General features: G+C 74.7%; 11 protein-coding genes and 1 riboswitch. Of the genes, 6 read left to right on the top strand and 5 right to left on the bottom strand.

All coding sequences use genetic code 11. The annotated features are described in order from the left end of the window. Nucleotides 1-110 precede the first annotated feature (110 nt). The 5 genes from ACIPXC_RS23650 (at nucleotide 111) to ACIPXC_RS23630 (ending at nucleotide 5,670) form a co-directional block, all read left to right on the top strand. Nucleotides 111-1,049: an ion transporter gene (locus ACIPXC_RS23650; RefSeq protein ID WP_401621555.1), complete on the top strand. Its 939-nt coding sequence runs from the start codon at nucleotides 111-113 to the stop codon at nucleotides 1,047-1,049. A gap of 400 nt (nucleotides 1,050-1,449) precedes the next feature. Then, entirely contained in the window at nucleotides 1,450-2,415 is a 966-nt protein-coding gene (locus ACIPXC_RS23645; protein WP_401621552.1) for a trypsin-like serine peptidase, read from the top strand. A 408-nt stretch (nucleotides 2,416-2,823) separates the two neighbouring features. Then, the gene (cbiE, locus tag ACIPXC_RS23640; RefSeq protein ID WP_401621549.1) at nucleotides 2,824-4,155 is read left to right on the top strand and encodes a precorrin-6y C5,15-methyltransferase (decarboxylating) subunit CbiE; all 1,332 of its coding nucleotides are present in this window, start codon (nucleotides 2,824-2,826) and stop codon (nucleotides 4,153-4,155) included. Beyond that, a complete protein-coding gene (gene cobM, locus ACIPXC_RS23635) occupies nucleotides 4,152-4,901 on the top strand; it encodes a precorrin-4 C(11)-methyltransferase (RefSeq protein WP_401621546.1) in 750 nt (249 codons plus the stop codon). Before cbiE ends, cobM begins: the two co-directional genes overlap by 4 nt. After that, nucleotides 4,891-5,670, top strand: coding sequence for a cobalt-precorrin-6A reductase (locus tag ACIPXC_RS23630; RefSeq protein WP_401621543.1), 780 nt, complete (start codon nucleotides 4,891-4,893; stop codon nucleotides 5,668-5,670). Before cobM ends, ACIPXC_RS23630 begins: the two co-directional genes overlap by 11 nt. A gap of 60 nt (nucleotides 5,671-5,730) precedes the next feature. Here the strand turns inward: ACIPXC_RS23630 and ACIPXC_RS23625 are convergent, their stop codons facing one another. The 3 genes from ACIPXC_RS23625 to ACIPXC_RS23615 are packed head-to-tail and all read right to left on the bottom strand — an operon-like array spanning nucleotide 5,731 to nucleotide 9,162. Further along, on the bottom strand, nucleotides 5,731-7,230 hold the full coding sequence (locus ACIPXC_RS23625; RefSeq protein ID WP_401621540.1) for a precorrin-2 C(20)-methyltransferase: 1,500 nt from the start codon (nucleotides 7,228-7,230) through the stop codon (nucleotides 5,731-5,733). Continuing rightward, nucleotides 7,227-7,874, bottom strand: a complete 648-nt coding sequence (locus ACIPXC_RS23620; RefSeq protein WP_401621537.1) for a precorrin-8X methylmutase — start codon at nucleotides 7,872-7,874, stop codon at nucleotides 7,227-7,229. The genes ACIPXC_RS23625 and ACIPXC_RS23620 overlap by 4 nt, the downstream gene beginning before the upstream one ends. Nucleotides 7,875-7,878: 4 nt before the next feature. Next, a complete protein-coding gene (locus ACIPXC_RS23615; protein ID WP_401621534.1) occupies nucleotides 7,879-9,162 on the bottom strand; it encodes a cobalamin biosynthesis protein CobG in 1,284 nt (427 codons plus the stop codon). A gap of 618 nt (nucleotides 9,163-9,780) precedes the next feature. Further along, nucleotides 9,781-9,860: riboswitch (cobalamin riboswitch) on the top strand. Nucleotides 9,861-9,913: 53 nt separating this feature from the next. On the opposite strand from ACIPXC_RS23615, the gene cobN reads away from it, so the two are divergent. Beyond that, complete coding sequence (gene cobN / locus ACIPXC_RS23610) at nucleotides 9,914-13,531, top strand: cobaltochelatase subunit CobN (protein WP_401621531.1); 3,618 nt, start codon at nucleotides 9,914-9,916, stop codon at nucleotides 13,529-13,531. 170 nt (nucleotides 13,532-13,701) lie between these two features. On the opposite strand, the gene ACIPXC_RS23605 is transcribed toward cobN, so the two are convergent. Together ACIPXC_RS23605 and ACIPXC_RS23600 are read right to left on the bottom strand one after the other, a co-directional pair. After that, nucleotides 13,702-13,923, bottom strand: coding sequence for a hypothetical protein (locus ACIPXC_RS23605; protein WP_030966080.1), 222 nt, complete (start codon nucleotides 13,921-13,923; stop codon nucleotides 13,702-13,704). Between the two features lie 91 nt (nucleotides 13,924-14,014). Next, nucleotides 14,015-15,397: an immunity 49 family protein gene (locus ACIPXC_RS23600; RefSeq protein ID WP_401621528.1), complete on the bottom strand. Its 1,383-nt coding sequence runs from the start codon at nucleotides 15,395-15,397 to the stop codon at nucleotides 14,015-14,017. Nucleotides 15,398-15,488: the final 91 nt, after the last annotated feature.

The following is a 15,488-nucleotide window of genomic DNA, read 5'->3' as shown; positions in this document are numbered from 1 at the left end:
CGCCTCGGCGCGTGGGGGCGCACGCGGTGGTGAAACCCGATCGGCTGTGGGGCGTTAGGCAGGACGGGCCGCCGTTCGCCCGTGGTGCACGCGAGAGTACGAGGAGCACGATGACAGACCCGAGGCAGGCCGGACGCCCGAGTCAGGCCGGACGCGGTCGGATGAAACTGGCGGCCCGGTGTCGTGTGGCCACCGAGGCGCCCGCCTTCGGGGCGGTCGTCTTCTGGCTGATCCTGCTGAACGCCGCTCTGATGGGTGTCGAGACGTACAGCGGGCTGGCCACCGAGTACCAGCGGCTGCTGCGGACCGCCGAACAGTGCTGCCTGGCCCTGTTCAGCCTGGAGATGCTGCTGCGCGCCGGCGCCTTCGCGGACCGGCCGAAAGCATTCTTCCGCGATCCGTGGAACCTCTTCGACCTCGCGGTCGTCGCCTCCGCCTTCGTCCCGTTCGTCCGCGAGAACACCACTCTGCTGCGGCTGCTGCGGCTGGCCCGGGTACTGCGCACGGCCCGTTTCCTCCCGCACCTGCGCATCCTGCTGGTCGCGGTAGGCCGCAGCCTGCCGGGCACCGCCAGTTTCCTGTTCGTCGGCGGACTCGTGCTGTACGTGTACGCCATGATCGGCTGGGTCTGCTTCGCCGACTCCGACCCCGGGCACTACGGCTCCGTGGGCCGCGCCATGCTCACGCTCTTCCTGCTGACCACCCTGGACGGCCTCACCGACGCCGTCCGGGCGGGCCTGCAGATCTCCCGACTCAGCATCGTCTACTACGCCTCCTACGCGCTGCTCGCCTCGTTCGTCCTGGTCAATGTCCTGATCGGGGTGGTCCTCAACTCCCTCGACGAGGCTCGCGAGATCGAGGACGCGGCCAACCGCGAACGCAAGCAGCCGGGGCCGCCGCCGGCTCCGGCCGGCCCCGGCCCCGGCCCCGACACCGACGTCCGGGACCGCATCGCGACCGCCCGCCGCGCCCTGGACGAGATCGAGGCGAGCCTCCCCGCCCAGGACGGCCGCCCCCGCCGCCTGGAGGCCTCCCACAGCGGCTCCTGACCGGGCCGGCGCCGCCGGTCAGTGCCGTCGCCTTCCAGGCAGGGTGTCACCGCCCCGGGACGCCGGAACGTACGTCGCAGGTCGGCCGGTCGATGTCCCGGCCGGGCCGGTCGCCGGCCTCCGTCAGCGCCTCACCCAGGCCGGCGAGGTCGCCCGTCCACATCCACCCCTCCCCGTATCCACCCTCCCCGTCCGAGCCGATCGGTGACGCGGAGGCGCGGAGCACACCGGGCCCGAGCCGTACGGGGAGGCGGTCGGGCGGTGCCAGGAGGACCGTCGCACGGAATGCGCACGCCGGTACGATCGACTGCGGGGACGGACACGTCCCGACCTCGGAACCCGGCCGGGCAACCCCTATCGGACCGAGCGTCGGACGCGTACGCGGGGCGGAAGGGGCCACATGTCCAGCAGGGTTCAGGAACGGGAGCGGGAACGGGAACGGACCACGGCACGGGGCCGCGTGGGCGTCGGCCTCGTGTGCGCCCTGGTCCTCGCGGGAGCCGGGTACGTCGCCTGGGAGCTGCGCGGCATCGTCACCACCCGCGCCGACGGCGATCCGGAGCGGGGCGTCTACCAGCAGGACCCCGAGCGTGCCGACCGCACGGCCTCGGCCGTCCTCGACGGGATCGTCCGCGAGGACCCCGAACCGCCCACGGACGGCCAGGTCTTCGCCGGGAACGGTGCGGTGGACTGGCGCTCCGCCGGGTGGCAGCCCTCCGATCCGCTGGAGGCGAGGCCCGCCCCCGCCGAGCCGGCGATCGGCGCGCTCTTCTCCCCCGGCAACGACGGCGACCCCGACCACCACTGCTCGGGCGTCGTGGTCCACTCCCCCGCCGGTGACCTGATCGCCACCGCCGCCCACTGCGTGTACGGCGGTGGCTTCCGCACCAACCTCGCCTTCGCCCCCGGCTACCGGGACGGCACCGCACCCTACGGCGTCTGGGTCCCCACCCGGATCGACGTGGACCCCCGCTGGACCGCGCAGCAGGACCCCGACCACGACGTCGCCTTCCTCCGGCTGCGCCGGCCCGGGTACCCCGGCCAGCGGCTGGAGGACGTCACCGGCGCCAAGACGATCGCCTTCGGCACCGAACTGCCCGCGCCGGCACGGCTCGTGGGATATCCGAACGCCGCCGAGCAGCCCCTGGACTGCCGGACCACCGCCCGCCCGGCCGGCCCGACGCAGCTGCGGCTGGACTGCGCGGGCGTACCCAACGGGACGAGCGGCGGCCCGGTGCTGACGGACGGTCACACCCTGATCGGGGTGATCGGCGGCCGTGACGGGGGCGGCGACGAGGAGACCTCGTACAGCGTCCACTTCGGCGACGGCATCCGCGCCCTCTACGAGCGCGCCACACACCCCTGACCCCGGCCGGGCCCGCCCCACCCCGGCCCGGGCACCCGCGGCTGGGCGGTGTCGCAGGTGAGGGGGTGTGGGTGGTTGTCCGTAGCGTCGTCGTCCATGGCTCCGAGTCTGCTCGTGGGGGCGCGCACGGGGTAGGCACGGCGCGGGGCGGACGGGAGCGCCGCGGGGGCGGGCGGGGGTGCGGCGCGGGCCGGGTGGGCTCCGGTCACGACGGCGGTCCGGCCGCTCTGGGCGGGGGTGTTCACGGCCTTCCGGCCGGGCATGGCGGCTCCCTCGATCCGGTGGGTCACCGAGGGTGGACCCCGGGGGTGTCTCGGGAGTCACACGGGTGGGCGCGGATACCGCAGCCGCAGGCCAGTAGGCTGCGGGTCCGCCCTCTTTCCCCTTCCCGCCCCGAGGTACAGCGCAGTGAGCCCCGCACCGCCCCCCATACCCGTGACGGTCGTCGGCCTCGGCGCCGACGGGTGGGCCGGGCTCACCGCCGCCGCGCGGTCGTCGCTGTCCTCCGCCGAGGTGCTGATCGGCGGGCCGCGCCAGCTGGACCTGCTGCCGGCCGCCGAGTGCCCCGGGGAGCGGGTGGCGTGGCCGAGCCCGCTGCGGCCGGCCGTGCCGAAGCTCATGGCCGAGCACGCCGGGCGCCGGATCGCGGTCCTGGCGAGCGGCGACCCGATGTTCTACGGGATCGGCCGCGCCCTCGCCGAGGAGCTCGGGCCGCGGTCCCTGCTGGTCCACCCGCACCCCTCGTCCGTCTCCTACGCCTGCGCCCGCCTCGGCTGGCCGGTGGAGGACACCGAGGTGGTCACCGTGGTGGGCCGCCCGGTGGCCCGGCTCACGGCCGCGCTGCACGACGGACGCCGGGTGCTCGTACTCAGCGCCGGAGCCTCCTCCCCCGGCGAGATCGCCGCTCTGCTCCGCGAGCGCGGCTTCGGCCCGAGCCGGCTGCGGGTGCTGGAGCAGCTCGGCTCCGAGCACGAGGACGCGTACGAGGGCACGGCCGACGGCTGGGACCACGCGCCGGGCGACCCCCTGAACGTGGTGGCCGTCGACTGCCGCCGGGACCCGGCCCACACCGGGCCGCGCCTCGGCGCCACCCCTGGCCTGCCCGACGCCGCCTACGAGCACGACGGTCAGCTCACCAAGCGCCACGTCCGCGCCGCGACCCTGTGCGCGCTCGCCCCGGCCCCCGGCGAGCTGCTGTGGGACATCGGCGGCGGCTCCGGCTCCATCGGCATCGAGTGGATGCGTACGCACCCCTCGTGCCGGGCGGTGACCGTGGAGCGCGTCCCGGAACGGGCCGCGCGGATCACCCGTAACGCGGCGGCGCTCGGCGTGCCCGGCCTGCGCGTGGTCGTCGGGGCGGCGCCGGAGGCGCTCGCCGGGCTGCCGGCCCCCGACGCGGTGTTCATCGGTGGCGGGCTGACCGCGCCCGGCCTGCTCGACGCGGTGTGGGCCGCACTGGCCCCCGGCGGCCGGCTGGTGGTCAACACGGTCACGCTGGAGTCGGAGGCGGTCCTCGCCGAGCGCCACCGCAGCCACGGCGGCGACCTGGTGAAACTGGCCGTCGCACACGCCGTGCCGGTGGGCGGCTTCACGGGCTGGCGGCAGGCGATGGCGGTCACCCAGTGGTCGGTGACGAAGCCGGCGACCGCGCCGCGGACGCAGCCCCAGCCCCGAACACAGGCCCGGACACAGACCCGGACGCAGACCGGGACGGCAACGAAGGAGAAGGATCGGACATGACCGTGTACTTCATCGGTGCGGGCCCCGGCGCCGCCGATCTGATCACGGTGCGCGGTGCCCGCACCCTCGCCGCCGCCCCCGTCTGCCTGTACGCGGGCAGCCTGGTGCCGCGCGAGCTGCTCGCGGAGTGTCCGGCGGACGCCCGCCTCGTCGACACCTCGCAGCTGAACCTGGACGAGATCGTCGCCGAGTGCGTACGGGCCCACGAGGCGGGTCAGGACGTGGCGCGGCTGCACTCCGGCGACCCGTCGATCTTCAGCGCGGTCGCCGAGCAGATGCGGCGGCTGGACGCGGCCGGCATCCCCTACGAGGTCGTCCCGGGCGTGCCGGCCTTCGCCGCCGCGGCCGCCGCCCTCAAGCGGGAGCTGACGGTGCCCACCGTCGGCCAGACCGTGATCCTCACCCGGATCGCCCAGCAGGCCACGCCCATGCCGCCCGGCGAGGACCTGGCCACGCTGGGCCGCAGCGGGGCGCTGCTCGTCCTGCACCTGGCCACGCGCTATGTGGACCGCGTCGTCGACGAGTTGCTGCCGCACTACGGGGCCGAGTGCCCGGTGGCGGTCGTGGCGATGGCCAGCCGGCCCGACGAGCTGATCCTGCGCGGCACCCTGGCGGACATCGCCGCCCGGGTGAAGGGGGCGGGCCTGGTCCGCACCGCCGTCATCGTGGTGGGCCGCACGCTCGGCGCGGAGCAGTTCCGCGACAGCCACCTGTACTCCCCCGAGCGCGACCGGCATGTCTGCTGAACCGGCTCCCGCGGGCCCGGCGGGCGGCGGCGAGCACGTCCTGATCCTGGGCGGCACCACGGAGGCCCGCCGCCTCGCTGAGGCGCTGGCGCGGGAGTCCTCGTACCGGGTGACGACCTCGCTGGCGGGGCGGGTCGCCGCTCCCGTGCTGCCGCCGGGCGGGACCCGGATCGGGGGCTTCGGCGGGCCCGCCGGGCTGGCGGCCTGGATCGCCGCGCACGGGGTCACCCGCGTGGTCGACGCCACCCACCCCTTCGCGGAACGCATGAGCTTCAACGCGGCGGAGGCGTCCCGGCTCTCGGGCGTGCCGCTGCTCGCCCTGCGCCGTCCCGGCTGGGAGCCCGGCCCCGGCGACGCCTGGACCTTCGCGGACTCCCTGGCCGGGGCCGCCGGCCTGCTTCCGGGCCTCGGTGGCCGGGTGTTCCTGACCACGGGCCGGATGGGCCTGCACACCTTCGCGGGCCTCGACGGCCTGTGGTTCCTGGTGCGTTCGGTGGACCCGCCGACGGGTCCGGTCCCCGCCCGCCTCGAAGTCCTCCTGGACCGCGGCCCGTTCACCCTCGACGACGAGCGGGAGCTGCTGTCCCGCCACCGGATCGACGTCCTGGTGACGAAGGACAGCGGCGGCTCGGCCACCGCCCCCAAGCTGACGGCCGCCCGCGAGGCGGGCATCCCGGTCCTCGTCGTACGCCGCCCGCCGGTGCCGCGGGGCGTGGCGGAGGCGGATTCGGTGGCCGCGGTTCTGGACCGGCTGCGGCAGCGGGCGTGAAGAGGCCGGGCCCGGGGTGGGGTGAGCACCCCGGGTCCGGCTTCCGGTCGGGCCACCCGGTCACGGGTAGCGGCGCGGCGTCCACGTGATCCGCGACCCGTCGGGCCGCTCGGTGATCTGCGTCTGCGAGGAGCCGATCAGCAGGATCGTGCGCATGTCGACCTCGGACGGCTCCAGTTCGCCGAGCGTGACGATCCGCACCGACTGCTCGGGGCCGCCCACATCGCGGGCGACGACCACCGGGGTCTGCGGGGAGCGCAGCTCCAGCAGCAGTTCGCGGGCCTGGGCGACCTGCCAGGTCCGGCTGCGTGAACCGGGGTTGTAGAGGGCGAGCACCAGGTCGGCCGCGGCGGCCGCGCGCAGCCGCTCCGCGATGACCTCCCAGGGCTTGAGCCGGTCGGACAGCGAGATCGTGGCGTAGTCGTGGCCGAGCGGGGCGCCGGCCGCGGCGGCCGCCGCGTTGGCCGCGGTCACCCCGGGCAGGACCCGTACGGGCACGTCCTTGTACTCCGGCTGCCCGGCGACCTCCAGGACCGCCGTGGCCATGGCGAAGACTCCCGGGTCGCCGCCGGAGACCACGGCCACCCGCTTGCCCCGGCGGGCGAGGTCGAGGGCGAACTCGGCGCGCTCCGACTCCACCTTGTTGTCGGATCCGTGCCGGACCTGGCCCGGCTTGACGGGCACCCGGTCCAGGTACGTCGTGTATCCGACCAGCACCTCGGCGTCCGCGAGGGCGCGCCGGGTCTGCGGGGTGAGCCACAGCGGGCCGGCCGGGCCGGTGCCGACGACGACGACCTCGCCGGGGCCGGACGGCACGCTGCCCGGGTTGCCGATCCGGCTGGGCACCACGGCGACGGCGAAGTACGGCACGCTGTCGGGGTCGGTGTCGGCGAGGTGTCCGGTGCGCTCGCCGGCCATCGTGGCGCGCTCGACGTAGCGGGCCTCGGCGAGCCGGCCGCTGGTCTCCATCGCGCCGCGCACGGCGGGGAAGGTCCGGCCGAGCTTCATCACGACCGCCGAGTCGGTCGCGGCGAGGCGGGCGGTCAGTTCCTCCTCGGGCAGCGTGCCGGGGAGGATGGTCAGGACCTCCTCGCCCTCCACGAGGGGGGTGCCCAGGCGGGCGGCGGCGGCGCTGACCGAGGTGACGCCGGGGACGACCTCGGTGGCGTACCGGTCGGCCAGCCGCTTGTGCATGTGCATGTACGAGCTGTAGAAGAGCGGGTCGCCCTCCGCGAGCACGGCGACCGTCCGGCCGGCGTCCAGGTGGGCGGCCAGCCGGGCGGCTGCGGCCTCGTAGAACTCCTCCATCGCGCCCTGGTAGCCACCGGGGTGGTCGGTGGTCTCGGTGGTGACCGGGTAGACCAGCGGCTCCTCGATGTGGGTGTCGCGCAGGTGCTTCGCGGCGATCGAGCGGGCGATGGACCGGCCGTGGCGGGCGCTGTGGTAGGCGACGACGTCCGCCTCGCCGATCACCTCGACGGCCCGCAGGGTCATCAGGTTCGGGTCGCCGGGGCCGAGTCCGACCCCGTACAGGCGGCCCTTGGGCTGCGCGTCGCTCATTCGGCCACGCTCGCGATGGCGTTGAGGGCGGCCGCGGCGATGGCGCTGCCGCCGCGGCGGCCGCGCACGACGAGGTGGTCGAGGCCGCAGGGGTGGGCGGCGAGAGCGTCCTTGGACTCGGCGGCGCCGATGAAGCCGACGGGCACGCCGATGACGGCGGCCGGGCGCGGGGCACCCTCCTCGATCATCTCCAGCAGCCGGAACAGCGCGGTCGGCGCATTGCCGACCGCGACCACGGAGCCCTCCAACAGGCCTCGGTCGCGCCACACTTCGAGGGCGGCGGCGCTGCGCGTGGTGCCCATCCTCGCGGCGAGTTCCGGGACCGCGGGGTCGGAGAGGGTGCAGATCACGTCGTTGTCGGCGGGCAGGCGCTTGCGGGTGACCCCGCTGGCGACCATCTGGACGTCGCACAGGATCGGCGCGCCCGCCTCCAGCGCGGCGCGGGCGCGCAGCACCACCTCGGGGGTGTACCCCAGGTCCTGGGGGAGGTCAGTCATCCCGCACGCGTGAATCATGCGCACCGCGACCTGGGCGACCGAGGCGGGCAGCCCGGAGAGATCCGCCTCGGCGCGGATCGTGGCAAAGGACTGGCGGTAGATCGCGGCGCCGTCCTTCTCGTACTCGAACACGGTGTACTCGCTCATTTCTTCACTGCGGCTTCGGACTCTGGGGTGATGAGGTGGTCTCGCGGGCGGCCGTCAGGGCGGCCGCCAGGTCCGGCCGGTGCGGCAGGGGCCGCCCGTGCACGGAGAGCCGGTATCCGTCGGCGGTGGCGAGCGCGTCGACCCACTGCGTTCCCCGCGGGTGGCCGCACCGGCGCTCGCAGCCGGACCAGTGCACGGGCAGCGGCCCCCGCGCCCGTTCCACGAGGGCGCGCGCGTCGGCACGTACGTCCGCCAGAGACTTCGCACAACCGGGCCGTCCCGTACAGGCCGTGACGGACTGCCAGGGGCTGTCCGCGGCGACGACCAGACCGGCGTCCTCCAGCAGGGCGGGGCCGTCGACGGGCCCACGGAGGGGGGCGCCGGGGAGGACGACGGTACGCCAGGGGGTGATCCGCAGCCCGTCGCCGTGACGGGCGACCTCCGTCAGGGTCCGCCACTGGCCGGTGGTCATCCGGCCCAGCGGGGGCAGGACGCACAGGTCGCCGCGCGGGCCCGGGCCCCGTCCCCAGGGCCGGGGCGGTGCGGCGTACGGCCAGTCCACCACGGCCTCGCGGACGGCGCCGATACCGGCGGCGGCCAGCCGGACCGCGAACTCCCCTTCGTCCAGGGCGTGTCCGGCGGGCAGTTCGGCCACGCGCCAGGCGCGGGTGCCGGCCGCGTCCACGGCGTCGAGGAAGTACTCGGCGGCAAGCAGCGCGGCCCGCGGGGCGTCCTCGTCGGCGACGGACACGGCTGCCGCGGCCGCCCCGAGACGAACCAGCGCCCGGTCGCCGGGCCGCCCGAGCACGGTGATGTCCGGATCCAGTGCGGCCACGTCGCCACGGCCGTCGTCGAGGGCGAAGAGGAAGCGGCCGGAGAGGGCGGTGACCCGGGTGTTCGCGCAGAGCAGCCGGTCCAGCTCGCGCACCCGGGGCAGTACGTCCTGCGAGGTCGGGGTGGCCACGATGTTGCGTACGCGTTCGTGCGCGGGCGCGGGCAGCAGCCCGGCGGCGTCCAGCACGGCGGCGAGTCCGGTGCCGCAGCCCTCGGTGAGGCCGCGCAGCTGCACGTTGCCGCGGGAGGTGAGTTCGAGGTGCCCGTCGCCGAACCGGTCGGCGGCGGACGCGAGCTGCGCGGCCTGCTCGGCGGTCAGCGCGCCGCCGGGGATCCGGACGCGCGCGAGGTGGCCGTCGTCCGCCGCGTGCAGCTTGAGCGCGCCGGGGCAGGCGTCACCGCGGTCCCGTATGACGGGTTCGTCCCGCGATACGGCGGAGGGGGGCTGGGGCATGGCGGCGAGCATACCCACGATTCCCTTCCCCGGAACTGTGTCCACCGCCACCCTCCGTCACCCACCGCACGCTCTCAGCCTCACCCGAACCCTCCTCCCGGCACCCTCCCAGCCCGGCCGCCCCCTTCCGGCCCGGCCGCACCCTTCCGGCCCCGCGCCACACTTCCAGCCCCGCCGACACTTCCCGGCCCGGCCGCCGCCTTCCAACCCCGCCGATGCTTCCCGACCCCGCCGCCCACTTCCCGGCCCATCGGCACCTCCCGGCCCCGCCGCACCCTTCCAGCCCCGCCGGCGTTTGAGGCGCGGGGGTCCGGGGGCAGAGCCCCCGCAGCGGCGCCGCACCAGCACACCCACAGGCCCGACCGCCGGAACCACCCGCAGAGCCCCCGCAGCGGCGCCGCACCAGCACACCCACAGGCCCGACCGCCGGAACCACCCGCAGAGCCCCCGCAGCGGCGCCGCACCGACCCACCCCCACTCCCGACCACCGGAACCACCCGCAGAGCCCCCGCAGCGGCGCCGCACCGACCCACCCCCACTCCCGACCACCGCAAACGCCACCTAGGATGACCTTCCGGCGGCCCATACGGTCCGCCGTCGCCGAGGACGGCGACATGGGAGGAAGCCCGGTGCGAATCCGGCGCGGTCCCGCCACTGTGAGCCCGGCAGCGTCACACCGCCGGGTGAGTCAGGAACTCCCGCTGTCCTCACTGCCCGGGGCGCGGAAACCCCGAGGAAGGCCTGCCGCCGCATGATCCTGCTGCTGTCGACGTCCGACACCGATCTGCTCAGCGCCCGCGCAGCGAACACGGCGGACGCCCCCGTCCCGTACCGGTTCGCGAACCCCTCCCGCCTTCCCCTCGACGACCTCCCCGGCCTCCTCGACGGGGCCGACCTGGTCGTCGTACGCCTCCTCGGCGGCCTGCGCGCCTGGCAGGACGGCCTGGACCTGCTGCTGGCCTCCGACCAGACCCGCCCGGTCGTGGTCCTGACCGGCGAACAGGCCCCGGACGCCCAGCTGATGGAGGCCTCCACGGTGCCGATCGGCATCGCGGCCGAAGCGCACGCCTACCTCGCGCACGGCGGCCCGGCCAACCTCGGGCAGCTGGCCCGGTTCCTCTCCGACACCGTGCTGCTCACCGGCCACGGCTTCGAGCCACCCGCCGCCGCCCCCACCTGGGGCCCCCTGGAGCGCACCGCGCAGCGGACGGACGGCCCCGAGGTCGCCGTGCTCTACTACCGCGCCCACCAGATGAGCGGAAACACCGGCTTCGTGCACACGCTCTGCGAGGCCATCGAGGCCCACGGCGCCCGGCCGGTCCCCCTCTACGTGTCCTCCCTGCGCACCCCGGAGCCGGAGCTCGTCGCGGCCCTGGGTTCCGCGGACGCGGTCGTCACCACCGTCCTCGCGGCCGGCGGTACCAAGCCCGCCACCGCATCGGCGGGCGGGGACGACGAGTCCTGGGACGCGGGCGCGCTCGCCGCGCTCGGCGTGCCGATCCTCCAGGCCCTGTGCCTGACCGGCTCCCGCGCCGCCTGGGAGGAGAACGACGAGGGCCTCTCCCCGCTCGACGCCGCGACGCAGGTCGCCGTGCCCGAGTTCGACGGCCGTCTGATCACCGTCCCGTTCTCCTTCAAGGAGCTCGACGAGGACGGCCTGCCCGCCTACGTGGCCGACCCCGAGCGGGCCGCCCGGGTCGCGGGCATCGCCGTACGCCACGCGCGTCTGCGCCACATCGAGCGGCGCGAGAAGAAGGTCGCGCTCGTCCTGTCCGCGTACCCGACGAAGCACTCCCGCATCGGCAACGCGGTCGGCCTGGACACCCCGGCGAGCGCCGTGGAACTGCTGCGCACCCTCATCGCCGAGGGCTACGACTTCGGCCCGGTCACCGAGATCCCCGGTCTGGTCTCGGGCGACGGCGACGAGCTGATCCGCGCCCTAATCGAGGCCGGCGGCCACGACCAGGACTGGCTCACCGAGGAGCAGCTGGCCCGCAACCCCGTCCGCATCCCCGCCGCCGACTACCAGCGCTGGTTCGCGGAGCTGCCGGCCGAGCTGCGGGACAGCGTCGAGGAACACTGGGGCGAGGCCCCGGGCAACATGTTCGTGGACCGTTCGGCGAACCCCGAGGGCGACATCGTCCTGGCCGCCCTGCGCCGCGGGAACCTCCTCATCCTCATCCAGCCGCCGCGCGGCTTCGGCGAGAACCCGATCGCGATCTACCACGACCCCGATCTGCCGCCCTCGCACCACTACCTGGCCGCGTACCGCTGGATCCAGGCGCGCGCGGAGGACGGCGGCTTCGGCGCCGACGCGATGATCCACCTGGGCAAGCACGGCAACCTGGAGTGGCTGCCGGGCAAGAACGCGGGCCTGTCCGCGGCCTGCGCACCCGACGCCGCGCTCGGCGACCTCCCCCTCATCTACCCGTTCCTGGTCAACGACCCGGGCGAGGGCACCCAGGCCAAGCGTCGCGTCCACGCCACCCTGGTCGACCACCTGGTGCCGCCGATGGCCCGCGCGGAGTCGTACGGCGACATCGCGCGCCTGGAGCAGCACCTGGACGAGTACGCCCAGATCTCCGCGATGGACCCGGCGAAGCTGCCGGCCATCCGCGCCCAGATCTGGACCCTGATCCAGGCGGCGAAGCTCGACCACGACCTGGGTCTGGAGGAGCGTCCGGACGACGACGGCTTCGACGACTTCCTGCTGCACGTCGACGGCTGGCTGTGCGAGGTCAAGGACGCCCAGATCCGTGACGGTCTGCACGTGTTGGGCGGTGCCCCGACGGGCGAGGCCCGGGTCAACCTGGTCCTCGCGATCCTGCGCGCCCGCCAGATCTGGGGTGGTACGACGGCCCTGCCCGGGCTGCGCGAGGCCCTCGGCCTCGACGAGTCCAAGGCCACCCGTACCTCTGCGGACGACGTCGAGGAGCAGGCCCGCGCCCTGGTCCGGGCGATGGAGGACGCCGACTGGTCGCCGGACGCCGTCGCCTCGGTCGCGGCGGACCAGTCGGCCGACGTCGCGGCGGTCCTGTCCTTCGCGGCCCGCGAGGTGGTCCCGCGGCTGGCCGGCACGACGGACGAGATCGCCCATGTGGTCGCGGCCCTGGACGGCCGGTTCGTCCCGGCCGGCCCCTCGGGTTCCCCGCTGCGCGGCCTGGTCAACGTCCTCCCGACGGGCCGCAACTTCTACTCGGTGGACCCCAAGGCCGTGCCGTCGCGCCTCGCGTGGGAGACGGGCCAGGCCCTGGCCGACTCCCTGCTGACGCGCTACCGCACCGACAACGGCGAGTGGCCGGCCTCGGTGGGCCTGTCGCTGTGGGGCACGAGCGCGATGCGCACGGCGGGCGACGACGTGGCCGAGGCCCTGGCGCTGCTCGGCGTCCGGCCGGTCTGGGACGAGGCCTCGCGGCGCGTGACCGGGCTGGAGCCGATCCCGCTCGGGGAGCTGGGCCGGCCCCGCATCGACGTGACGCTGCGCATCTCGGGCTTCTTCCGTGACGCGTTCCCGCACGTGATCGGCCTGCTGGACGACGCGGTGCGGCTCGCCGCGTCGCTGGAGGAGCCGGCCGACCAGAACTTCGTCCGGGCCCACGCCCAGGCGGACCTGGCCCTGCACGGTGACGAGCGCCGCGCGACGACCCGTATCTTCGGCTCGCGGCCGGGCACCTACGGGGCGGGCATCCTGCAGCTGATCGACTCGCGCGACTGGCGCACGGACGCCGACCTGGCGGAGGTCTACACGGTGTGGGGCGGTTACGCCTACGGCCGCGGCCTCGAAGGGCGCCCCGCCCGGGACGAGATGGAGACGGCCTACAAGCGGATCACGGTCGCGGCGAAGAACACGGACACCCGCGAGCACGACATCGCGGACTCGGACGACTACTTCCAGTACCACGGTGGCATGGTGGCCACGGTCCGCGCCCTGCGCGGCACGGCCCCGGAGGCGTACATCGGCGACTCCACCCGGCCGGAGACGGTCAGGACCCGCACCCTGGTCGAGGAGACCTCGCGCGTCTTCCGGGCCCGTGTGGTGAACCCGAAGTGGATCGAGGCGATGCGCCGCCACGGCTACAAGGGCGCCTTCGAGCTCGCGGCCACGGTGGACTACCTCTTCGGCTACGACGCCACGACGGGCGTGGTAGCCGACTGGATGTACGACAAGCTCACCGAGACGTACGTCCTGGACCCGGTGAACCGCGCCTTCCTGGAGGAGGCCAACCCGTGGGCCCTGCACGGCATCGCGGAGCGCCTGCTGGAGGCCGAGTCCCGCGGTATGTGGGAGAAGCCGGACGCCCGGATCCTCGAAGCCCTGCGCCAGGTGTACCTGGAGACCGAGGGCAGCCTGGAGGGTGAGGCGGAGTAGCCCGCCGGCCGCCCCCGTACCCGGCGAAGGCCGTCCTCCCCACCCGTCAGCGGGTGCGGGGGGGACGGCCTTCTCGCGGTCGCCCTTCTCGCGGTCGCCCTTCTCGCGGTCGCCCTTCTCCGGCCGGAGCCGCGTACCCCGAGTACGCGCACCGCCGGAGGGAAGGGGTGCTACGCCTTGACCGTCTGGTTCAGCGCGACGAGCGCCTGCGCCCACCGTACGTACTTCAGCTGTCCGAAGTCGGCGACGGTCCTGACGCCGAACGCCTCGTGCAGCAGCTCGCCGTCCTTCTCGCTGACGCCCTTCAGGGCGGCCACGGGAGCGGCGAGCACGTCGGCCAGCGGCTTGTCGGCCCACGCCTTGTCGAGCACCTTGTCCAGATCGATCGCCATGAGTGTCCCTCCGGGAACATCGGCACCACATACGCGGGCAAACCTAACTCAATCAGACAATCAGCTCGCGCTGCGGCACGCCGCCGGTGTGTCAGGAGATGCCCTCGACCCGCTTGCCGTCGACGAGGTACCGGGGCAGATGCGGCAGCCGCTCCGGGTCGATCGGGAAGCCCTGGTCGTGGGCGAGGCAGGCCATGGCGAGCGGACCGAGCGCCACCCGGGCGCGCGGCGCCCCGGACTTGCCCCAGTAGCCGCCGTGTTCGGCGAGCGCCTCGGCCAGCACCTCGGAGAAGGCCTCGTGCTCCCGGGTGAAGAAGCGGTGGAAGAGGGAGACCGGCTGGAAGTCGATCCGGTTCACGAACTCGTCCGGCGCGTGCGTGAGCTCCTCGGGCAGGGACGTCCGGATGGCGGCGAGCAGCTTCTCCACGACCGCGTCGACGGGGCCACCGGAGAGGTAGGTCCGCAGGGTGTCGATCCAGTGCAGGACGTAGGCGTCGACGCCGTCGTCCTGCCGCAGCGTCTCCAGCGGGACCGCGCACAGCCGGGCCACCTGGTCGTGCGCGCGGCAGGCGAGCGCGAGGTAGACGGCGTCGAGCCAGGCGCGGGCGTCCGCGGGCGGGGCCGCGGACGTGGCGGGCAGCCGAAGTGTGTTCGCCTCGCCCAGATACCACTGCTCCGGCCCGGAGCCGGCGAACAGCGCGGTACCGAGCCGCACGGCCGTCGCCCACGCGTCCCACGTGTCGAGCTCGGACACGACGGGATCGGCGATACAGCGGACGTGGGCCAGCGCCAGGGCCGAGGCGAAGGCGTCACCCAGCCCCGACGGATCCTCCGCGAGCCGGGCCACGGACTCGATGGTCGTACGGGTCAGTTCGGCCGGATCGGGGGCGTCTCGACCCGCGAGGATCCGGCCGGCGCCGTCGAGCCGGACCAGCCCCTTCATCAGGGCCTCCAGCTCCTGCGGCGGCTTGAGCGACAGCGTCCGCGTCTCCTCGTCGACGACCGTCAGCGAGGTCAGGCCGCCCCGGTGCCACCAGTACACGCGCGGCGACAGGCGCCCGGGCCCGTCCTCGTAGGCGCCGAGGCCGTACATGGCCAGGTCGTTGACGGCCTGCACCACCGAGCCGTCGGCTATCGGATGGAAGGCCAGCAGGTGCCGGGTGGGGACGACCACGAGCGCACCGGCGGAGGGCAGCGACGCGCCGGTGACCTGCAGCGCGAGTTCCCCGAGGTACAGCGCCTTCGAGGCCACGAAGTGCGAGTCGCCGAAGACGGAGTGCAGCGTGGCCCGCCCCTCCAGGGTGATCTCCTCGTACTCGACGGGCACCCGCATCAGGTTGGCGCGCCCCGCCCGCCCCACCTCCTCGGCCCCGGCGCGCTCCACGTCCGCGTCGGTGAGCGAACGCACACTGGTGGGCTCGTCGAGGGCGTACGCGAAGACCAGTTCGTCGGCGACCACCCGCGCATACCGCATCCCCCCGGCGACCTCGGGGGTGATCAACCCGACGGGCAACAGCCGCGCGTGCACCCCCCGCAACAGCTCCTCGCCACTCTCGCCACCACGA

This window comes from Streptomyces sp. NPDC090021 (assembly GCF_044748225.1).
Lineage (GTDB): Bacteria > Actinomycetota > Actinomycetes > Streptomycetales > Streptomycetaceae > Streptomyces.
This window is presented reverse-complemented; position numbering and strand designations above follow the sequence as displayed.